The 22,478-nt window shown below is 37.2% G+C and carries 21 protein-coding genes; 3 read left to right on the forward strand and 18 right to left on the reverse strand.

Annotation, left to right across the window (positions count from 1 at the left end; genetic code table 11):
• Positions 1-169 precede the first annotated feature (169 nt).
• Positions 170-2,323: a cell division FtsA domain-containing protein gene (locus ACQKMV_RS18505; protein ID WP_427505709.1), complete on the forward strand. Its 2,154-nt coding sequence runs from the start codon at positions 170-172 to the stop codon at positions 2,321-2,323.
• Between the two features lie 52 nt (positions 2,324-2,375).
• On the opposite strand, the gene ACQKMV_RS18510 is transcribed toward ACQKMV_RS18505, so the two are convergent.
• The 11 genes from ACQKMV_RS18510 to ACQKMV_RS18560 all read right to left on the reverse strand — a co-directional run bounded on the left by ACQKMV_RS18510 (position 2,376) and on the right by ACQKMV_RS18560 (position 12,798).
• On the reverse strand, positions 2,376-2,870 hold the full coding sequence (locus tag ACQKMV_RS18510) for a YtxH domain-containing protein (RefSeq protein WP_427505711.1): 495 nt from the start codon (positions 2,868-2,870) through the stop codon (positions 2,376-2,378).
• A 131-nt stretch (positions 2,871-3,001) separates the two neighbouring features.
• The gene (locus ACQKMV_RS18515; protein WP_427505712.1) at positions 3,002-3,508 is read right to left on the reverse strand and encodes a DUF948 domain-containing protein; all 507 of its coding nucleotides are present in this window, start codon (positions 3,506-3,508) and stop codon (positions 3,002-3,004) included.
• Positions 3,509-3,619: 111 nt separating this feature from the next.
• Complete coding sequence (gene murC, locus ACQKMV_RS18520; RefSeq protein ID WP_427505714.1) at positions 3,620-4,933, reverse strand: UDP-N-acetylmuramate--L-alanine ligase; 1,314 nt, start codon at positions 4,931-4,933, stop codon at positions 3,620-3,622.
• A 228-nt stretch (positions 4,934-5,161) separates the two neighbouring features.
• Positions 5,162-8,251 carry a DNA translocase FtsK gene (locus tag ACQKMV_RS18525; protein WP_427505715.1) on the reverse strand — a complete coding sequence of 1,030 codons (3,090 nt, stop codon included), beginning with the start codon at positions 8,249-8,251 and terminating at the stop codon, positions 5,162-5,164.
• A 47-nt stretch (positions 8,252-8,298) separates the two neighbouring features.
• Positions 8,299-8,526: a hypothetical protein gene (locus ACQKMV_RS18530; RefSeq protein WP_427505717.1), complete on the reverse strand. Its 228-nt coding sequence runs from the start codon at positions 8,524-8,526 to the stop codon at positions 8,299-8,301.
• 215 nt (positions 8,527-8,741) lie between these two features.
• Positions 8,742-9,356 (reverse strand): YtpR family tRNA-binding protein, encoded by a 615-nt coding sequence (ytpR, locus tag ACQKMV_RS18535; RefSeq protein ID WP_427505718.1) that lies wholly within the window; start codon positions 9,354-9,356, stop codon positions 8,742-8,744.
• Positions 9,353-10,177, reverse strand: a complete 825-nt coding sequence (locus ACQKMV_RS18540; RefSeq protein ID WP_427505719.1) for a DUF1444 domain-containing protein — start codon at positions 10,175-10,177, stop codon at positions 9,353-9,355. The genes ytpR and ACQKMV_RS18540 overlap by 4 nt, the downstream gene beginning before the upstream one ends.
• A 184-nt stretch (positions 10,178-10,361) precedes the next feature.
• Positions 10,362-10,880, reverse strand: coding sequence for a hypothetical protein (locus tag ACQKMV_RS18545; RefSeq protein ID WP_427505721.1), 519 nt, complete (start codon positions 10,878-10,880; stop codon positions 10,362-10,364).
• 94 nt (positions 10,881-10,974) lie between these two features.
• The gene (locus tag ACQKMV_RS18550; protein ID WP_427505723.1) at positions 10,975-11,496 is read right to left on the reverse strand and encodes a DUF84 family protein; all 522 of its coding nucleotides are present in this window, start codon (positions 11,494-11,496) and stop codon (positions 10,975-10,977) included.
• Positions 11,497-11,555: 59 nt separating this feature from the next.
• Positions 11,556-12,632 carry a M42 family metallopeptidase gene (locus tag ACQKMV_RS18555; RefSeq protein ID WP_427425548.1) on the reverse strand — a complete coding sequence of 359 codons (1,077 nt, stop codon included), beginning with the start codon at positions 12,630-12,632 and terminating at the stop codon, positions 11,556-11,558.
• Complete coding sequence (locus tag ACQKMV_RS18560; protein WP_427505724.1) at positions 12,625-12,798, reverse strand: hypothetical protein; 174 nt, start codon at positions 12,796-12,798, stop codon at positions 12,625-12,627. Before ACQKMV_RS18560 ends, ACQKMV_RS18555 begins: the two co-directional genes overlap by 8 nt.
• Before the next feature lie 181 nt (positions 12,799-12,979).
• Between ACQKMV_RS18560 and ACQKMV_RS18565 the strand changes: the two genes are divergently transcribed.
• Positions 12,980-13,294, forward strand: a complete 315-nt coding sequence (locus ACQKMV_RS18565; protein ID WP_427505726.1) for a hypothetical protein — start codon at positions 12,980-12,982, stop codon at positions 13,292-13,294.
• Between the two features lie 485 nt (positions 13,295-13,779).
• Here the strand turns inward: ACQKMV_RS18565 and ACQKMV_RS18570 are convergent, their stop codons facing one another.
• The 7 genes from ACQKMV_RS18570 to pepV form a co-directional block, all read right to left on the reverse strand.
• Positions 13,780-15,006 (reverse strand): ATP-grasp domain-containing protein, encoded by a 1,227-nt coding sequence (locus tag ACQKMV_RS18570; RefSeq protein WP_427505727.1) that lies wholly within the window; start codon positions 15,004-15,006, stop codon positions 13,780-13,782.
• A gap of 451 nt (positions 15,007-15,457) precedes the next feature.
• Positions 15,458-16,321, reverse strand: a complete 864-nt coding sequence (locus ACQKMV_RS18575; RefSeq protein ID WP_427505728.1) for a YtnP family quorum-quenching lactonase — start codon at positions 16,319-16,321, stop codon at positions 15,458-15,460.
• 11 nt (positions 16,322-16,332) lie between these two features.
• The gene (gene trmB, locus ACQKMV_RS18580) at positions 16,333-16,980 is read right to left on the reverse strand and encodes a tRNA (guanosine(46)-N7)-methyltransferase TrmB (RefSeq protein WP_427505730.1); all 648 of its coding nucleotides are present in this window, start codon (positions 16,978-16,980) and stop codon (positions 16,333-16,335) included.
• 97 nt (positions 16,981-17,077) lie between these two features.
• Entirely contained in the window at positions 17,078-18,010 is a 933-nt protein-coding gene (locus ACQKMV_RS18585) for a diacylglycerol/lipid kinase family protein (RefSeq protein ID WP_427505732.1), read from the reverse strand.
• A gap of 3 nt (positions 18,011-18,013) precedes the next feature.
• Positions 18,014-19,018 (reverse strand): nuclease-related domain-containing protein, encoded by a 1,005-nt coding sequence (locus ACQKMV_RS18590; protein WP_427505733.1) that lies wholly within the window; start codon positions 19,016-19,018, stop codon positions 18,014-18,016.
• A gap of 233 nt (positions 19,019-19,251) precedes the next feature.
• Positions 19,252-20,106, reverse strand: coding sequence for a D-amino-acid transaminase (gene dat / locus ACQKMV_RS18595; RefSeq protein ID WP_427425554.1), 855 nt, complete (start codon positions 20,104-20,106; stop codon positions 19,252-19,254).
• 26 nt (positions 20,107-20,132) lie between these two features.
• Positions 20,133-21,539 carry a dipeptidase PepV gene (pepV, locus tag ACQKMV_RS18600; RefSeq protein WP_427505735.1) on the reverse strand — a complete coding sequence of 469 codons (1,407 nt, stop codon included), beginning with the start codon at positions 21,537-21,539 and terminating at the stop codon, positions 20,133-20,135.
• A gap of 355 nt (positions 21,540-21,894) precedes the next feature.
• On the opposite strand from pepV, the gene ACQKMV_RS18605 reads away from it, so the two are divergent.
• Positions 21,895-22,116, forward strand: a complete 222-nt coding sequence (locus ACQKMV_RS18605) for a DeoR family transcriptional regulator (RefSeq protein ID WP_036118795.1) — start codon at positions 21,895-21,897, stop codon at positions 22,114-22,116.
• Positions 22,117-22,478: the final 362 nt, after the last annotated feature.

The following is a 22,478-nucleotide window of genomic DNA, read 5'->3' on the forward strand; positions in this document are numbered from 1 at the left end:
CTCTCCCTATGACAGACACTTTCAGAACTCTGAAATGTATGTTACATTTTTAGATATTAGCAACATTATAATCAATGTTGCACAGAATGTCACGCATTTTTAATTTAGCGCTTCAACTCGCTAAATCATATAATTATATTAACATATTACGAGAAAGGAAGCGAGTACATTGAGTTCAAAATTATTCGCACTTGATATCGGTACACGTTCTGTAGTAGGCATTATTTTAGCAGAAGATAATGACAGCTTTCACGTGGAAGACATTTTAGTAAAAGAACATAAAGAACGCGCCATGGTTGATGGTCAAATACATAATGTCATGTATGTGGCAGATTTAATCAATGAAATTAAACATGAACTTGAAGAGAAGCATGGTCCTTTAACAAAAGTGAGTGTCGCTGCGGCTGGTCGCTCATTGAAAACAGAGCAAGCAAGCGTGACAATCAATATACGTAATCGACCAATCTTTACAGAAGAAGATATAAGTCGTTTAGAATTACAAGCTGTTCAACAGGCACAGCAACAGCTCCTTCAACATAAAGAAGACGCTAAAATAAGCCACTATTATTGTGTTGGTTATTCAGTTTTATACTACCGTTTAGATGGAGAAGAAATTGGTAGCCTACTCGATCAGCAGGGTGATGAGGCACAAATTGAAGTTATTGCTACATTCCTGCCACGAGTTGTCGTAGAATCACTTATTGCGGCTCTTAAACGCGCGGATTTAGAAATGGATGCACTAACATTAGAACCTATTGCAGCTATTAATGTGCTTATTCCCCCAACAATGCGTCGTTTAAATGTAGCGCTTGTTGATATTGGTGCTGGTACATCTGATATTGCCATTACTGATAAAAGTACTGTTGTCGCATATGGGATGGTACCAACAGCCGGTGATGAAATAACAGAGGCTTTAAGTGACCACTTCTTACTAGACTTCCCAGTTGCTGAAGAAGCGAAGCGTCAACTGCAAGCAGAAGAAGAAATATTAATTCAGGATATTTTAGGCTTTGATCAATATTATCCGAAAGAAGAAGTTCTTCAAGCGATTGATCATGCTGTTAAACAACTTGCAAAAGCCATTGGTGAAGAAATTTTACGTCTTAATAACCAAATAGCTCCTAAGGCGGTAATGCTTGTTGGTGGAGGTAGCTTAACACCAAATCTTACAACCGAACTTGGACTAGTACTAGATTTACCTGCTAATCGCATTGCCGTTCGAGGGATAGACGCCATTCAAAACTTAACGAAGGAAGATCATATTAAAGCATCTCCTGAATTGGTGACCCCAATCGGTATTGCCATTGCAGCAAAAAAAATGCCAATTCAATATATGAGTCTAACTGTCAATGAACAAGTCGTTCGCCTTTTTGAATTAAAGGAAATGACTGTTGCCGATGCATTTTTAGCAGCCAATATTAGAGCAAAGCAATTATATGGAAAACCAGGACATGGATTATCAGTGAATGTAAATGGACAAGATATTTTCATCCCTGGTGGTCACGGTCAGCCCGCAGAAATTTTAGTGAATGGTCATCAGGCATCCACTAAAACGATGATTAAAACAGGTGATGCTATCCAGTTAATCGAAGGCCAAGACGGTCAGTCAGCTAACGCTACGGTGAGAGATATTGTAGATAATGCCGCCATCAAAATAGTGACAATTCAACATACAAAATATGTAATCGAACCACAAATAACCGTCAATGGTTCCCTTGTATCACTCGATAGTGCATTAAATGATCGAGATGTTGTTAAGTTTGAAATAGCTGAAACAGTCGAGGATGTATTTAAGCTCACAAATAATTGGGAGTTATTAAAACAATTTGAGTCATTTTATATTCAAGTGGACGGAAAGCCACTTTATTTACCAGAGTTTTCAGCTCATTTAATGATTAATGATAAACCCTCTAAAATGTCATATGCTGTTCAAGATGGTGATGTTATTACATTTCAGCAACAAACATTCCCTACTGTTCAACGGATTGCTGACCAAATGAATGTTTTACTTGAGGATAAAATCATCATACACTTTCAAAACGAGGTGTTGGAGCTGAAGAAGATGGCGAACGAAGTTTTCGTTAATCATGTAGTGGTATCACCTCTTTCAACCGTTCCAAACGGAGCAACAATTTCATTTGAAGAAAAAGACCGAAGTCGTTGGATATACCAAGATGTGTTCCGCTTCTCCAATTGGCAATTACCTACTACATTTAAAGGTAATTTTACGATTTTACGAAATGGTCAACCGGCAAGCTTCGATATGGAAATTTTCGGTGGAGATAAATTAGAAATTTTACTAGAAAAAGCGCCTATATCTTAAAAAAAGGGATACGTTACATCTTTGATAAGTTGTAACGTATCCCTTTTATCTATTATGCGCGAACTTCTTCGCTTTTTTCTTCAGTTTGTAATTCACTAGCATCCTCTGCTTTAGGTTCTTCACGAGGAATGAAATCCTCCAGTGGCTCTTCACCCTCAAAAGAAACAGTACCATCATCAAAAACAGTTGGTGCTTTTGCTGATTTTAATGTTTTTACTTTCTCTACTAATTGTGTAGATTGTTCTTGAATTTGTTTAGATAATTGAACCGTTTTATCTTTTGCAGTTGTCGAGAAATCTGCACTCTTATCTTTTAAGTTAACAGCTTGTACTGCTACATCGCTTCGCAAATCTTTTCCTGATTTCGGAGCTAGTAATAAGCCTGCTGCTGCACCTACTATACCCCCAACTAATGCGCCAATAACAAAATCCTTCATGTTCACTCGCTCCTCTTCGTAAATCGATTCTTGCGGTTGATAAAGCTGTGGTAATGAACTTTCAAGTTGTTGTTCCTTCACTTCATTATAATTTGGCTTTTGAGTTGTCATGCAACAATTCCTCCCCATCCTATTATCTAATTTACTTAGATTGGTTGTCCATCTGCTTTCGCGGATGCATTCTTCAACATATGCCTAAGACTTTATTTTTATTCCGTTGACATTTAATGTCTACCGAAAAATTATTTTTTACGGCCCCATTTTCTTTTCGATTTTTCCGGCTGCTCCGATTCAAAAGAATAAACATCTTCATGAATCACCTCATTGGCCTGATCGATAATTTTACGTTTCTTCCACTTATCTGCAATGCCCATTGCGACATTGCTCCACTGAACAACCTGTGCAATTTTTTCTTCATTTTGTTCCACACTATTAGAAATTGAAGAAGTAATTTGCTGTACAGATGTATTTAAACCATTCACAGAGTCGCCAATCCCTTTGACTGCATGAACAACAGAATTTAACTGTTCAGATTTTTCTTGAATATCCTCTGCCAAGCTATTTGTTTTAGATAGTAAGGAAGTCGTTTCACGTGTAATACCTTCCATTTGTCCTTCAATACCCGATAATGTACCAGCTAAACTGTTAAGGATTGGTTTGAGCGAAAATAATGTCATTCCAACGCTCACACAAAAAATTAAAAACCCGATTGCTGCAATGATTGCTGCAATATACAAAATAACTTCCATAACTAGACCTCCTGCAAGTAAAAATTCTTTTTACTATTCCTTTCCTTATCTTCGACAAAAAAAACTGAATTCCTCCATATTTTTGAGAAAAAACAGCTTATTCCTTGCGGACTAAGCTGTTTCGTTGTTTTTTAGCACGTCTTCAAAAGCATCTTGGAATTTGTGAACATCACCAGCGCCCATAAATAAAAATACTGCGCCCTTATGCTTTGTTAACACTTCAATTCCTTCAGTGGTAATCACTGCACTGCCTTCAATTAAAGACGCTAAATCTTGGATTGAAAGTGCGCCTTGTGTTTCCCTTGCAGAGCCAAAAATATCACATAAGTATGCTGTATCTGCAAGACTTAGACTATCTGCAAAATCCTGTAAAAAAGCTTGTGTACGTGTAAATGTATGTGGTTGGAAAATAGCTACTAGCTCACGATCAGGAAATTTTTGTCGTGCTGATTGAATCGTTGCACGGATTTCTGTTGGATGGTGTGCATAATCATCTATTAAAACATTATTCCCAATATCCGTTTCTGTAAAACGTCTTTTTACACCTTTGTATGTGTTTAAACGTTCTTGAACGATGTCTGGTGAAATATCTTCATATTGACAAAGTGTAATAACAGCTAAAGTATTTAATACCGCATGATCTCCAAATAACGGGATAAAGAATGTACTATAAAATTCATTGCGAACAAATACATCAAATTTTGTACCCTTTGTTGTTTTTTCAACATTACGAGCTTCAAAATCATTTTCAGCCCCAAATCCATAATAAACAACAGGCACCTTCGCTTGAATACGTTGTAGCTGTTCATCATCACCGCAAGCAATAATCGCTTTTTTTACCTGTAATGCTAATGATTGAAAGGCTGAATAAACATCCTCTAAGTTTGCAAAGTAGTCTGGATGGTCAAAATCAATATTCGTCATTACAGCGTAATCTGGATTGTAAGCTAAGAAATGTCGACGGTATTCACATGCTTCCATCACAAAGAAGTTAGCATCTTCATGTCCAGCGCCTGTTCCATCACCGATTAAATAGGAAGTTGGTTTATAGCCGCCTACAACATGAGCCATTAAGCCTGTTGTAGATGTTTTACCATGTGCACCCGTAATAGCAATCGACGTATAATTTCCGATATATTCACCTAAAAATTTATGGTAGCGAATAACTTCTACACCGATTTCACGAGCACGCTCTAATTCAGGATGGTCATCAGGAAATGCGTTCCCTGCAATAACTGTCATACCTTCTTTAATATTATCTGCATTAAATGTAAAAATTGGAATATTACGCTCACGTAACGGCTGTTCCGTGAAGAAATATTTATCAACATCTGAGCCCTGTACTTGTTCACCAGCATCAAATAAGATTTGTGCAAGTGAACTCATGCCAGAACCTTTAATGCCTGTGAAATGAAAAACTGTCATTAATTAAACCCCCCGGGAATTCAATATCCCTTCTATCATCTATTAGGTGTATCGTATTTTCCCACTAATTATTAGGTATTAATACCTTTGTAAGTCCAAAAAAATACGTACTTATCATCACATCTTGTCTATTATAGCACTATTTATGCATAAGAATAAATGTGTAACTTTTCTAAAAATACTAATTTTGACGTGAAAAAGATAATCTATACGAAAACAATACAATTCTTATTCAAACATAGCAATTAAATCTTCTTCTGTAATGTAACTTTCTCGTGGTTTACTACCTCTTGCCTCAGACACAAAGCCATGCGATTCCAACATATCAATTAAACGAGCAGCACGATTATAGCCAATACGGTATTTGCGCTGAACCAAAGAAGTAGAAGCACCTCCCTGCTCATACACAAATCGGCATACATCCTCAAACAGATCATCTTGCTCAGCAGAAACCTCCGTCTTCTTTAAAAGTTCCTCTTGATCAAATATATAATCAGGCTCTCCTTGCTCACGAACATGCTCAATAATCGCTTCAATTTCATCATCTGTCACAAATGTCCCCTGCAAACGCACCGGAGCAGACATACCATTACCTAAATATAACATATCGCCTCGTCCAAGTAATCTTTCTGCACCTTGCCCATCTAAAATAGTACGCGAATCGATTTGTGAAGATACCGCAAAGGCAATACGTGTAGGAATATTTGATTTAATAAGCCCTGTAATAACGTCAACAGACGGTCTTTGAGTTGCAACAATTAGATGGATACCACAAGCACGTGCCTTTTGCGCAATACGACAAATCGCTTCCTCTACATCTGCAGGAGACATCATCATTAAATCTGCCAATTCATCGATGACAATTAGAATATACGGTAATTTTAAGCTATGTTGATTATTTTTATCCGCAATTGCATTATAACGTGTAATATCACGTGCACCCGCATGAGCAAATAACTGATAACGACGCTCCATTTCCTCCACTGCCCATTTCAGTGCAGCTGTAGCAGCCTTAACATCTGTGATGACTGGGCTAACTAAATGTGGAATATGATTAAACGGTGCTAATTCTACCATTTTAGGATCGATAAGCATCAGCTTTAATTCATGTGGTGCAGCTTTATATAATAAACTAACCAAAATTGAATTGATACAAACTGATTTACCAGAACCTGTAGCTCCAGCAATTAAGCCATGTGGCATTTTTCGTAAATCAATGGTTACAGGCTTCCCTGTTAAATCCAGACCCAATGCTGCTTCTAACGGTGAATCTGACTCAAGGAAAGAAGCACTATTTGTCACTTCTGATAATCGAACAGCGCGAGAAACACGGTTCGGTATCTCAATGCCAATTGAGCTCTTTCCAGGAATCGGAGCTTGGATGCGGATATCTTTCGCTGCCAATGCAAGCTTCAAATCATCTGATAGATTGCGGATTTTACTAACCTTCGTACCATGACTCACTGTTATTTCAAATTGTGTCACGGCAGGTCCTTGCATAATGGATTCTATTTGAGCTGAGATTTGGAAATAAGACAAAGCTTCGACCAACGTATCTCCCTGTTGCTCCATCCATTCAGTATCCTGTGTTTTTTCTTCAGGCGGCTCTAAAAACTCATCATCTGGCTTTTGATACACTTGAACTGTTTTTTGAGGAACTTCCATTACTTGATTTTCCACTAATATTTCATCTGCCATAGAAGGTTGCTCTGGATATTCTTCTATGTTAATAGAATCCTCCTCGGGAATAACTACATTTTCGGTAGTAAGCTCCTCTTCAGTAGTTATTTCTACTTCCATTTCAGTAGTTGCTGAAATTTCGTCGGAGCTCTCAATATCAATCACTGTCTTTTCTAATGTCGAAACGTTAGACATTGATGTTACTGGTGCCATTGTAATGACTGATACACTCTCTGTTGCAGTATTGAATGGTGCAGTATTTTGAATAGAAACCTCGTTTTCCTCCGTCGATTGTGGCGCTGTTTTATTGTCCATCTCTAACTCACTATTCACTAAATGTATAGATTGTTGAAGGTCTTTATTGGATGGCACTAATTGATGTTCTTCATCTAAATTAATACGTTCAGAAGAAGAAACCTGTTCCTCTTGGCCTTCTTCAACAATTGTTGGTGTTGGCTTCGAATCTTTTAATTGCTGTTGGATTCTCCATTTCTCTTTATCAGTTTTTAGCATTAAAACATTAAATGGAATGCCGCTTTTTTCTTTCTTTTCCAAAGATTGTTCTTGCAATACATCTTGCTCATTATCTTCATTCATTGCTGGCTGAACAACTGTAACTTCACCAATGTGGATGGTAGAATTTTCGATTTGTAGTTGTTCTACAACTACTTCTTTCACATGGATTTCTGAATGTTCAGCTGAAAGTTGTTCTACATTCAGCTCATGCTGAATGGCTTCTTTCAATTGATCTTCAAATTCTACGGCAAAGGAAGTTGTTTGCGGTACAGGCAATTCCGACTTTGATTTATCACTTGGGTGATTTGTTTGTTCTGTTAATTTATCATCAAAAGTAATCGTTTGCTTTGCTGGTGCTTCAATTGTTTCAGGGATTTCTAGCTGGTTAAGTACATCTTTCTGAACTATGCTAATAGGCTCTTTTTCTTCTAGTATATTTTCAATAGCCTCATTTGTTGTCGCTTCTTTTAAAGACTTAGATACTGTAGGTATTTCTAACTCTTTGTTGTGCTCTTCCTTCCGTTTCTCTAATAATTGCTCAATTGGGCTCGGCTTAGCAAAACCATAGACTGGTGACGGAACATCACTTGGTACAAAACGCTTGCGGTTAGCGGGTAAATCAATTTCATCTGTTTTTTCTGATTGATAATTCGTGTCTTTATGCGAAGCCGGTAGCTTGTTTTGTGCATCTCGAAAAACAAGACTTGCTTTTGAACGATTCTCTGGTTCAGGCTGACTTCGTGTTACTATCGTTCTACCGGTTCTCTTCGTTCGATTTGCTAGTAGTTCCCGAATACCTGAAACCTCAATATCATAAACACTCGAATCCACAATATGATTCTTTAAATGCCTCGGCAGCGATAAATCTTCAATTTGTCCTGAGTAAGAATCGTCCATTTGATTGAATGCTTCTTTTGATGGTGGTATTGATGGTGAATCTGAAAACTCCTGATCCTCAATTAACGGAAAACGAAAAGTTTTTTGCTTTGATATATGTGATTCTTTAAATGAATGTAACTGCTCAGATTGTTCTTCTTCATAGTCTTCATAAAACTCTTCATATTCATAATCATTGTCATCTTTATTTAAAAATTTATTCATTTGTTTTTTTAACCAATTCACATTGTTTCACTCATTTCTCATACACTTCATTAATAGCATTAACTAAATCAAGTATGCCTCGGCATACTTGCGTCCTGAATCGGCTTTGTGCTTAGGTCTGCACGAGGGCCAACACGATGTTGGTTACTCAGTCGGTGTTGCTGTTGTTGCTTCGCTTTCGCACAGATAAAACCATTTTGCTGTTGCTTCGCTTTCGCTACAAAAAAACATTTGCCGAAAGAAGTTAAATGTCTATAACAAAAAGCATACCATAAAAATGTTATAGAAACTTGCATTTAGAGGCTCATTCTACACAAAAAAATCGTTATGTTACTAGCATTTTAGTAGCATAACGATTTTAAGTACATATAATCAATTTTATCTCGGCAAATTGTACTGCCGCTTTGCTTTCGCTACAGGAAACATTTGTAGCTGTCGCTTTGCTTTCGCTACAGAAAACATTTGCCGATGTCGCTGCACTTTAGAACACCTAACAGTGCTCCCGAAGGCTTTATCTAGTTGGTGCCTCAAACGCACTACCAGTTATCGCATCTTCCGGTAATACTAAAATTCCTTTTTCAGAAGGTGCATTTGGTATTGCTAATTCGCGTGCTGAACATAACATACCGTATGATTCAACACCTCGCAAATTACCTTCTTTAATAAGCATTCCCGAAGGCATTACTGCACCAATTTTTGCTACGACAACCTTTTGACCAGCTTCCACATTTGGTGCGCCACATACAATTTGTAATGTTTCCTCACCTACGTTTACAGAACAAATACTTAATTTATCAGCATTTGGATGCTTGTCCTTTGTTTCTACATAGCCCACGACAAATTTTGCAGAAAAATCTACATCAAGGCTGATTTCAGCTCCATTTTTCGCAATAGCTGCCTCTAGCTGTGCTACTAATTCTGGAGTAACTTCAACTAGACCCTTTGCATCAGTTTGTATATAGTTGCTGGCATTAAATAAATTAAATGCTTTAATCTCACCTGTTTGTGCTTCCTTTAATATAGCGATATCACCTGCACGTTCTACCTCTGTTTTTACGATTGATTCTGTTGCTAATTGTACTAGCAATACATCTCCTACATGCTCTTTGTTGTAAAATACATTCATTGTTTCTCTTGCTCCTTTTTAACTCTGTTTTTTGCTAATATAAAGATCGGTTCTAACTCCCCATCTTCATAAATAAATGATAATGACGTAATCGGTACGGTACCGACAGCGAAGAAATGCATCGTCATCTGCGCTAATACATCATACCCTGTTTCATTACGAATATCACCTACTATTAATACATCCTGATGTGGCACAGATAACGTCATATCACCTTCAACTTTAGTCTGCATTTCTTTCAAAAAGCTTTCATTTAAAATACGACTTGCATCGTAGCCATCATTCGCATTAACAAAATAGAAAATATTCCCTGCAACTTCATCTTTCTTGTAAACAGTCGGTAGTTGCTTAACGGAAAATCGTGCCATTTCACGAATTTGCTCTAATGTTAATTGTAGTACCTCTAACATGGATTCATCAATAAAACGATAGGTTTTTCCTAAATCAAGCGCATAAAAAATACGTGTTTCAGCTGTATGTTCAGTAGTGATGAATGCGTGCCCCTCCTTCGAGGCTTGAGGGTAGGATGTTGCACGAATAACTGGATAAATTTGGGTAGCAGCTTGGAATCCTTGTTCTATCTCTTGCTCCATAGCATTAAAGGTTTGCTCTATAGTATAAACGACTTCATCGATTGCAGCGCCTTGCTTGTCATTATATTTTGCTAATATGCCTGGCAGAGAAAGCTCCATCCCTTTACCAATTTTTTTATGGTTTAGACGTAATTTATCGTGCTTTTTATCAAATTCAAAATCAAACTTTTCCTCATTCAATTGTTGCATTAATAGGGACACTAGTTGTTCTGATTTAATTTGTTTCATCTAGCTCACATCCTTTCTTCAAAATCATATTATTTTTAGCGTAATTGCGCTAACGCTTTGCTTTCGCAACATAAAACATTTTAACTGCCGTTTCACTTACGTTACATAAAACATTACTGAAAGAAGTTGTAAGAAGAGAAAACGGCTCACATGTTTGTGAACCGTTCTGTTCAAAACTATCCAATTATTTAATCTTAACCGAATGAACGATTTTCGTCATCTCGTGTAAATTATCTTTAATATATTTCGCCTGAGAAATGGTCGTCATCTTTACACCACCGCTACTTACAATAAGCTCAAATTCATTTTCATTGTCGGTTTTTAAAACAGCTGCAAAGCCGAAAACACCATCCTTTTTATAAGTATTTTCTTCGATAATGTTCTTTGAACTATCCTCTTTTATTAGATTGTAATAAAGTTTACTATCTGCATCTTCGCGATCATTAATGAAAAGAATATAACTCTCTTGCCCTTTCGTTACTAATATATTATATTCATCTGAACTGTCGTCAACTTTAAAGTTTGAAGGTAAGTATAATTCTACATCCCCAATACTATCTGTATGTTCCTTTGGCTCTTCTGCAAAAACAGTTTTTGTTATTTGAAGTCCGTTTTTAATTTGTTCATCAACAGATTGATTGCAGCCAGTAAGCATCAAAAGTAGAAATATTAAGCCTACAGCTCTCAGTGATGTATAAGACATGTTTTTCTTCCTCTCATTGCTAACTTTTTCTTATTTTAAAAAATTTTTTTCAAAGTTGCAACTTCTCTATTCCATTATAACTAATCAAAAGACACTACTCGTGTGCTAATGTGAATAAATATTGACCAACAAGAAGTGAGACTATATGCTCAAACATCATCTGACGACTTACTAATCCTTGCGTGAAAATACCTACAGCCCCCGTACCTTGTCGAATATCTCGACGTTGTGTATATTGCTCCATTACAGGCCCAAGTTCCTGCCCAGCTCTTATTTCCCGGGCAATTTCTTCTGGTAATATAATTTGTGCGCCAGCAGCTGTATAGGTTGTGCCATTTGACACTGTAAGAGCTCCCCAGTTACAAACGTACATAACACCATCAATTTCAGTTACCCCTCCCTCTAAACCAAAAGATAATTGCGCACCTGTCTCATTGATTGCGTTTTTTGAACGATTTATTGCTCCCATTCGTGTTTCTTCATGGGTCATCGGTTGATCAGATACATGTGAAGCAGCCTTTACGTAAGTGAAATTTGGTTTATCAAAATATTTTCTGGCTATAACTTTAACTGCCTCTGTTTTTGCTTTGTTTGTTGTTCCTATAGCTATGTTCATTTTCAAATCCCTCTTTCTTCACATAGAAAAAGATGCCTTTAAAGGCACCTTTTAACTTCTTACACATTTGCGCGAATCGTTGCTAATGTCGAACGATCTGCTTTCTTCACTAGTTCCACAATTAAAGCTTTTGCAGCTGCATAGTCATCAATATGAATAATTGACGCAGATGTATGAATATAGCGTGAGCAAACACCGATTACTGCACTAGGAACACCGTCATTTGCCGTATGCACACGACCTGCATCCGTACCACCTTGTGATACAAAATATTGATAAGGGATATTATTCGTCTCCGCAGTATCTAAGATGAATTCACGCATACCTCTATGTGTAACCATCGTACGGTCAAGAATACGTAATAATGTCCCTTTTCCAAGCTGACCAAATTGATTTTTTTCTCCTGACATATCATTTGCAGGTGAAGCATCTAGAGCAAAAAATAAATCCGGTTTAATCATATTTGCGGATACTTGAGCACCTCGCAGACCAACTTCTTCCATTACATTGGCACCTGAATATAAATGCGAGGCTAGCTTTTCACCTTTTACCTCTTTCATCAATTCAATTGCCAATCCACATCCATAGCGGTTATCCCAAGCCTTGGCCATAATTTTTTTCGGATTGGCCATTGGTGTAAATGGGCAGACAGGGATAATTGATTGACCTGGACGAACGCCAAGTGCAATAGCATCTTCTTTATTGTCTGCACCAACATCTATTAGCATATTTTTAATATCCATCGGTTTAGAACGTTCAGCATCTGTTAATAAATGTGGTGGTATTGATGAAATCACGCCAGGAATTGCACCGTTCTTGGTAAATACTTCAACTCGTTGTGCTAGCATAACCTGGTTCCACCAGCCACCTAATGTTTGAAAGCGGATCATCCCGTTATCAGTAATAGAAGTAACCATGAATGCCACTTCATCCATATGACCAGCAACTAACACTTTTGGTGCATCAGCAACTTCACTATGCTTCACACCGAAAATACCCCCTAAATTATCCTGAACGATCTCATCCGAGTACTTTTCCAACTCAGAACGCATGAACGCACGTACTGCATGTTCATTACCTGGGGCGCCTGGTAATTCCGTTAATGTTTTAAATAATTGTAATGTTTCCTCATTCATGATGACTCTCTCCCCACGAAGTAGAATATTCTTCCTTGTTCATTGTATCATATTTATCTTCATTGAGCTGAAGATTCCCATTATTCAATAAGTAGCGAGATGAATACGATTGTGTAGTTTCATCTTTAAATGTTAAATTGCAAAAATAGAATAACGAGTAACTCATACACCACGTCCTGTGGTATTTATCTGTGCGAAAGCGATGCGGCAGCGTCAATTACGCAAAAGCGAAATTGATTTCCAAATTGGAAATATTGATACATTTCCTAAAAAGTGCTACAGTGTGAACGTGGATTCACTCTGTATGCTATGTTAAAATGAAGCTATAGAAAAAGGAGGAAAAACACATGAAATTACGTGATTTTTTAATTGGTGTTGCTACTGGCCTAGCTGCCGCAGTCATTGTTAAAGAAGCAAGTGAAAAGGTTTCTCCGTATGTATCTGCAGGACAAGTACTCGAAAACATAAAAAAAGAATTTAAAAAGGATTCACCGATTGATGGTTCTTGGATTTTTATGAAAACAGACAATTTCTCAAACGGCATTATGACTATTCCAGTATACCGTGGAGGTATCTCTCGTATGCATGAGGGCGAAATGCAAACATTTGAATTCGCTGCAGACGCTCGCTCAGGTGTTGTAGTAGAATTACAAGAAGTATAAGCTTACACAGTAATACGCAAACAAAAATTATAGACTACAAAAGAAGCCATCTCAGTTTGAGATGGCTTCTTTTACAAGTTGAAAAACAAAATGGTCAAGAAAATCTTTGTGATGTTATGGCATTGTAAATAAGTGAAATGGACTTCCGTCCCTGACTACTTGTTGTCCTGTGAGCGAAGATCGAAACGCCTTGTCAGAATATACACGCTAAGTGCAATGGTGATTGGAGTGGAGACTGGCGACTCCTTGGGGATCAGTGTCACAGATGAGACCCTGGAGCTCAAGCGAAGCGGCTCATCGGACGCCCCCAGGAAGCTCTGCGCGAAAGCGAAGCGTCAGCGGCAAAGCGCTCAGTCGGAACGGAAATCACCCCTCGTTTTGCCAAAGGTCCATACTTTATTTAGTAGGGTCTTAATTTCATTGACACTAAAGTTTTTTAACAACGTGAAAAAGCCATCTCAGTTATTTGAGATGGCTTCTTTGTTTTACTCAGACAATCCTTTATTGTTGAAGTATTTTTTATATTTTCGATAATAATTTAAATTATTTAACGTTAACTTTACCCAACGTTTCGCATTCATATCTTGATTAAAGTAAAGAGAGTTTGTATATTTCCCTTCACGAATTAATTTTTTAGCTTCTAGTTTAAGCTTTTCATTTGATGCATATTTGAATAGTACACCTTTAGGAATGATCATCCATAAATGCTTATCCTGAACATAAGTTACTTCTTGTTCAATATTTAACATATGGTCGTCAGCTACATACTTCATTAAATTATGACCACTTGCTGTTACATAATAGCTTGAGCGCCCATTACGTAAGTTAATTTCAAACAGCTTATACTGTTTGTCACGCATATCGTATTTCATATCAAAGTTAGCAAAGCCTGTATAACCAATATCCTCTAAGAAGGAGCGTACTTGATCCATTATTTCTTTATCGTATGTTGTAACAATGGCTGCATAACTACCAATCCCTTCAGGTGAATGCTCCTCTAAGATTGGGTTTCCTAGACACATTAGCTTCACTTTGCCATCTTTCCCTACATACGCATTTAATACACGCATATAAGAATCATCACCTGGAATGAATTCTTGAATAATCATTGTATCCTGATAAGTTGAGCTATAGATTGCTTTTAAAATAGCTGTTTTTTCCGCTTCATCATTCGCAACGAAAACTTTCTTCTTACCTGGGAATTTACATGCCCAGTATTCCACCGAGTTAGATGCCTTTAAAATAATTGGGTAATCAAAAGGAGGTGTAAAGTTTTCGTAATTGTCTGCTGTTACAGTCGTCGTACCTGGATATTTAAAATCGTACTTATCACACATTTTATAGAAATTTTCTTTTAATAAAATTTCATCCATAAGTGATTCATCAATATATGGTACTGTAAAATGTTCCTGCAATGCCGGCTTATTTTTGATAATAAGCTTTGCATAATCATCTCCACAAGCTAACAACAGTAGTTTTTTATCAGAATATTTTTTTGCGACTTTTGCAAGTGCAGGTGCAAATACATCCTGTTCATTTAAACGATCAATCTCTTGGAAATTTATGATATGGCTGTCTTGCGTTGCCGTTAAATGTGAACGTCCTAATACAAGTGGTTTAATACCATATGCCTCGTAAAATGCACGTGCCATACCATATGCATTCATATCTGATCCTAGTAATACTGGTAAAAATGGTTGCTCAGTTGCCATGTAAATTTCAACTCTCTTTTGTGTTTTAGTATAGCTTTTAGTGTATCATATTTTCCAAGATGTTCACGAAAAAAGTGTCAAAAAAATGGGGTGTAGACAAATAAGCTCTTCACCATAACGTGTGGTTGATTTCCGTTCCTACTATACAACTACAATAATTTATATCACATAGCTTACGTTTACATAAAACAATAAAAAGTCATCACGTCCTGTGATAACGCCTTCGTGACCAACATCCTGTTGCCCCAAGCGGCTCATCGGACGCCCCCAGGAAGCTCTGCTCTGTGCGAAAGCGAAGCGACAACCACAAAGCGTCCAGTCGGAACGGAAATCAAACCCTAGTTTTGCCAAAGAGCGATACTTTATTTAATTACCTTAATTTTATTGACACAATAGTTTTCAACACTATGAAAAAAACGTGCGAACACAAAAGGTTCACACGTTCTATTAATTAGAATGTAATAACAGCTTGTCTACTACGTTCTAGCTTATCTACAATTTCTTTACCTGTTTCATCCCATTTAATCATACGGTAATACGCATCATGGTAGAAGATAAAGCCGTAGCCATTCGCAAGTGCTTCTTTCATTATACGTTCCTTTGCAAAAACACTTGCCATTGGATAATCGTCATACGCTAAAACCCATAATGGATTTTGATGTGCATGTGTTGGCATAATATCTGCCATATGCAATAATACCTCGCCATTTTGAGTCAATTTTATAATGGCATGTCCATCACTATGTCCACCCGTATGGATCATTTCAATACCCGGAGCTACCTCTAACGTACCTTCATACGTTTCTACTAAGTGCTGAACTGGCTCCCAGTTTTCTTTCCAATACGTATTTTTCGAGCGAACATTTGGCTCACGCATTTCGTTCCATTCGATTTTTGTTACAAAGATTTTGGCATTCGGGAATGTTGGTACAAGTACATCATCTTCCCATTGCGTTAAACCTCCAGCGTGGTCAAAATGTAAATGCGTCATTAATACTGCATCAATATCGGCTGTTGTTAATCCTAGCTCCTGTAAGCTAGCCGCTAATGTTGATTCCTCAGTTACCCCAAAGTTTCGTAGCTGTTTTTCATTTAATTTGTTAAAGCCAACGCCAGTATCAACAATATATTTTTTGCCACCATATTGAATTAAAATCGGCTCAGTTGGTAGCTCGATTTGATTTTTTTCGTTGACTGGATATTTGCGTGACCAAAGTGGTTTTGGTACAACGCCAAACATAGCACCGCCATCAAGGCAAGTGACACCCCCGTTTAGCCATGATAATGACATATTGTGAAACTGTAACTGATCCATCCATACTCCCCCTATTTAGTAAAGAATTGCGATTCTAGACGATAAATCGGCTGTCCTTTAGCAGAAAATTTCTGCTCATATTCAGTCATAACATTATCCTCAGGCATATTCGCATGTAGGTCGAGTGATACATACTTTAGTAACATACCATATTCAGAAATACTAATTAATGAATACTCAAACAAACCACGGTTGTCCGTTTTAAAATGGATTTCCCCCTCATCCACTAAAATCGACTCATATAATTTCAAAAAATCCCCGTGCGTTAAACGTCGCTTAGCATGGCGCGTTTTTGGCCAAGGATCTGAGAAATTCAGATACACACGATCTACATCATTTTTTTCAAAGAATTTATTTAAATCTGCGCCATTTACTTTTAATAGTCGTAAATTCGCTGGAGATTTAGCCTCTAAAATTTTTTCTAATGCACAAACAATTACACTGTCATAAAGCTCAATGCCAATATAATTTATATCTGGATTTTGTAAGGCCATACCTGTGACAAATTGTCCTTTCCCAGTACCTACTTCAATATGTAGTGGGTTGTCATTTCCGAAAACAGCCTGCCAATTTCCTTTAAAGTCTTCAGGATTTGGAACAATCACCTCTGAATGATTCGTAATCATTTCCTCCGCCCAAGGCTTATTTCTTAATCTCAATTTTTTTCCTCATTTCTTTCTCGTAAAATTATTGATTTTTTATAGTATAACGTATTACCATAAAATTCGCATGATATTATTGCAGAATGGTATTTTTTCACTGCCCTTTTGATATAACCTGCCATGCCTCTCGTTGCACAGTACAATGAATCCTCGTGCCATCTTTAACTTCTCCAATATAATTACCATCCGTATGACAATCAATGTTTTTTGCGTGCACGAAAATATTAAATTGATTGCCTTGTAAAAAAGTAATCTCTTTAAATTTTGTATGCTTTTCAAAAAAAACCGTGACAAAAACTAGTAGCAATTTTAATCGTGAAATACCGTGAACGATTGTTATTTCGGCTTGTCCATCATCAGGTTTCGAAGAAGGGGAAATTTTCATCCCCCCTCCGAAATAAGGTTGATTGCTCATCGCAACAAACCATGCCTGCTGAAATTGCCATTCTTGATTGTTTGCACGGATAGTTACATCAAAGCGTTCAAAGCTAAATAGCCCTCTTACAACAGCCACAGCATAGGATAGCTTGCCGAGCCCTATTTTATTGAGGTAAAACTTCAAACGGGATTTATTAATACGTTTTGTGACAAATGCATCAAAGCCCACACCAGCATTATTGACAAAAATCTCTCGCTGTGAATCTCCAAACTGAATGGCACCAACATCCATTGGGCGGTTAATCATTTCTGTCTGTATATAGCTTTCAATATGAGAAGCGTTTTGAAATGTAGTAAAGTATCGTGCGAAATCATTTCCAGAGCCAGCACGTACTACACCTATTACTATAAATTTATTATGTACAACACCACTAACAACCTCATGTATTGTGCCGTCACCGCCAACAATAACAATTAATTTTTTTGTTTGAGTATCTTGCGCCCAATTATTTGCAAGTTCCTGTCCATGTCCCTCGTATTCTGTAAAGGCGACTTCATAGTTAATTGTTAATTGCTGTTGTAGTTGATGCCACACTTTCTTTCCTTTGCCGTGTCCCGCTGCTTCATTGACAATAAATAGTACTTGCATTCACTAATCCCCGGCTGGTTGAGAAGATTGCTGCCAAATATCTCGATTAAAGGAAGTTGTTTGTACATTATTTAAAATCGTTTGAGAAGCACGAATTTGCATATGCTTCATAGGAGAGGACACTTTTCTTAATTGCTCCATCCACTCTCCATAATTTCGACGATCAACAAATTGAATTCCGTAAGGTGACCCTGGATAATCGAAATAGCCATTCTGAGTTAAAATAACCTTTCGAATTGGCATATTTATATTGTCCTGCTTAAATAATTGAGTTAATACAGACTCCATACGATTTAAATTTATCATGGGATTAAGTACTTTCGAATCCTTCGTTCCCACTTTTTTTATCCAGAATCGCTCACTGCCCCCCACATAAACTGCTTGATTTTCCGCATCTAGCACTGTTATACAAATACATTCAGTCGGTGACATTAGCACAACGTCAAGCTCTATAGGTGCTTTTCTAATTTGTAAAATAGGATAATAAAAAAGTAAATAATTATCTGGTAATTTCTGCAATAAATTCCGCAACAATGGGTCACGCATAAAACGAGGATCTACATACGACTTTTCACGCAGTGTTGAACTTGCCCATTTCATTTGAAAATGGAAAAATTGATCGATAAACATTCGTTTTAATTCATGAATAGATTGTGGTGCATAGACAATTTTGGGTTCAAATGTTAAAGTCGTTTCTTCATCTGGTATGCTATCTTCATCACTCACTAGTTCATTCGTTATTTCAATTTGTTCAACGTCCTCATTTTCTTCCTTCTGACGTCCTGCAAATATTTTTTTGAATAAAGAGAACCTCTCTTTTTCTTCGAAAGAATCATTTTCAGAATCGTCGTCGGTATGTTGCCACTCGCTAATTTCTTCTCCTAACTCCCATTGTCGCTTAACACGCTCCCATTGACTTTGCTTTAAGCGTACAAATTGTGTTGGATATCTTGCTAAATCAATTTGATAGCGTGAAATATAATCTTGTAATTTCACCAATTGTGCCATGTGAAGGTCACTCCAATCTTACTTACCCTATATCTAATTTGCTAATTTTGTAATATACATTTGCATTCATTACATCGACATTTGCTCGTTGACTTTAAATCCCGATAGCAATCATTCTACAACTGTAGTCATCCTTTTTATTTTACATGACGTTTCAGGAGAAAACATCCATAATTTGTTCTAAAGAAAAAGAGAGCTTCCCAAGTTTATGGTAGCTCTCTTAAAAGATTCATTTATTTCACATTAATAGAAAGCGGTAATTTCGCTTCGAATGCTTGCTGTAATTTACGAGTCCATTCACCTGGAACTCCAGCACCAATTTTATTTCCATCAACATCGATTACAGGTGTTACTTCAGAAGATACAGATGACACAATTATCTCATCCATTGTTAATACATCAGCTTTCGTCATTGGTTCTTCAATAACTGGTAAATTAATTTCCTCAGCACATTTCAGAATAACTTGGCGTGTAATACCGTTTAAAATGAAATTATTTGCAGGGTGTGTATAAAGTTTACCATCTTTAATGCCGTAAACATTTGCTGATGAACATTCTGTTACGATGTCACCACGATGTAAAATTGCTTCATAGCAGCCTTTTTCAGATGCTTCCTGTTTTGCCAGTACAGCACCTAATAAGTTTAAAGATTTAATATCACAACGTAACCAACGAATATCTTCTACAAAGGTAGCTTTAACACCTTTTTCAAAATTTTCATATGAACGCTCGCCAACTTTAATATTCCCCGTTAACACAGCTGGAACACTTGCATCTGGGAAAATATGATTTCGAGAAGTTGTACCACGTGTAATTTGGAAGTAAACATGTCCCGTTTCCAAATTATTTTTTTCAATAAGTTCATGTAATAGTTTGTGTAATACGTCTTTAGTATAAGGAATGACAAGACGAATTTTTTCGGCACTCGCATAGAAACGATCAATGTGTTCTTGTGCTGTGAACATATTTCCGTTATAAACTTTAATTACTTCATAAATGCCGTCACCAAATTGGTAACCTCTGTCTTCTGGAGATACTGCTATAGATCCTTCTTCAACGATTTGATCATTCCATAATGAATATGCCATGCTTCGTTCATCCTTTTCATATTAAATTATTTGTTTCCCGCAAGTTCAACAATTGCTTCTGCATAAATAGCTGCTGCTTTTATGAGATTTTCAATGACGACAAACTCATCCGCACGATGCGCTACGTCAGGTTCACCCGGGAACAGCATGCCAAATGCAACACCTTTTTTCATAACACGTGCATACGTACCGCCACCTGTAGAAAGTAAAGGCGTTTCATAATCTCCTGTTTGTCGTCTATAAATATCTGCTAAAGTCTGGATAAATGCATCGTCCTCGCTTACATAATGAGGCTTTGAGTCATCTTGAATATCTAATGAAAATCCTTTTGCCACAGCTAAGCGTTGTGCTTCCGTGATTTTTTCATCAAACGGATATGTGACAGAATAGCGCATGCTAATTACCATGCTGCCACCTTTAGCCACATCATATGTTACAATACCTGGATTTAATGTAGTTTTACCAGACATTTCGTCCTCAAATTGTAAATCAAGCTTGTGGCCATAATGGTCTTGATAAAAAACATCTGCGGTAAAGTCGACAAATTGTTTACTTGCCTCAGTCGTCAACTCTTGTTGTAAAAATGCTGTAAGATAAACAGCTGCATTGACACCTTTTTCCGGCTCCATTGCATGGGCTGCCTTACCTTTGATAGTTATTATATAGCGAGAACCCTCGATTAATAAAGAGCCTTCTAGCTGATTTTTGCTTAAAAATGTGTGAAAATTCTGTTCGAATTGTGGAGAAACTAACTGCACTGTTGCTTTTGCAAAATCAGGTACCATATTTGGTCGCTTTCCAGCATTAAATAGTAATAGCTGTTCTTTCGAAGCATCGCCTGTTTTATTTTGAGAGAACACTAGCTCTGCGATGCCTTTTTCAGCATTTATGAGCGGGAAATCTGCATCTGGTGCAAATCCAATCGTCGGCATTTCCTCATGTTTAAAATAGTGGTCGACACAGCGGAAGCCAGTTTCTTCATCCGTACCGATAATCATACGTACTCTTTTATTAAGCTCTATGCCTGCATCTTTAACAAGTTTCATGGCCATCCATGCCGCAATTGTTGGGCCTTTATCATCTATTGCGCCACGAGCAAATAGCTTACCATCTGCAACAGTGCCGCTAAAGGGTGGGTATGTCCAATCTTTTTCATCACCAACTGGTACTACGTCAACATGACATAAAATACCTAATAAATCATCACCTTTACCCATCTCTATATGTCCTGCATAATTATCAATGTTTTTCGTTTGCAGTCCCTCAGCTTGGCCCTTTGCTAATAACCATTCAAGAGCCTTTAGTGGACCATCGCCAAAAGGTACTTCAGTAGTGATCGTATTCTCATCAAGAACACTATTAATTTGCACAAGCTCTTGCAGCTCTTGTATTAATTCATCTTGCCTTTCCTTTGCAGCTTGTAACCAATCCATATGATGTACCTCCTTCAATGTATTAACATTATTCTACTCTTTACAACATAAATTACAATCATCTTTCTTACAACTTTTCAAAATCATACTTTGAACAATACCACATATAGCACGTTTTTCACTTATTCCCACAAAATACAGTATAAATTTTATGTTTAAATTGTAAATTCCCCTTGCATTCACTAGAAAATTGACTAGCTTTTCTATATAATGAAGTTATCAGAATAATTTTTCTGAATATAAAATTAGAAAAGGGGATGTCTAAGGCAGCTACTTATTAGCCTAAGTGCACTCCGCACATATTGTCGTCCGCTAGTCTTTGCCAAGAGAATTAAGATGAAGGAGTGGTTCATTTATGAAACCAACTACTGATCGAATGCTTAATCGTATTAAAGACGTGTACATGTTTATTTTAGACAAAGGAACCGTGTCTACACAGGATTTAGTCGAAGAGTTTAGTATCACTCCTCGCACCGTTCAAAGAGATTTGAACGTGTTAGCCTTTAACGATTTGGTGATGAGTCCAAGTCGAGGCAAATGGACAACGACGAAGAAAAAAGTAAAAATGACGTCTTAGTTTTTACGTGTAACACGTAAAGCATTTTGTATGGGAAAAGAATGACCTTTCGTCGTGGTCATTCTTTTTTTGTTTTCTACTATTTTTTGATTCCCCACAACTTCTCAAACTTCCAAGCAAATTTCCTCTCAAAAAATCGCGATTACTTTTAGTGGAATATCCCTCTAATTATGAATACTCATTATTTATGGTATTCATCATTAAAAGTTGTGGATAACATTATTTTAAAAGTGATGCCATGTATATAAGTTGATTGGAGTGGAGGCTGGGCGATTAGCAATAGAGGAACGCGAGCGAAGCGGCTCATCGGACGCCCCTAGGAAGCTTTGCTCTGCGCGAAAGCGAAGCGGCAGCGATAAAAG

Source organism: Lysinibacillus sp. NPDC094403 (genome assembly GCF_050278745.1).
Classification (GTDB): domain Bacteria; phylum Bacillota; class Bacilli; order Bacillales_A; family Planococcaceae; genus Lysinibacillus.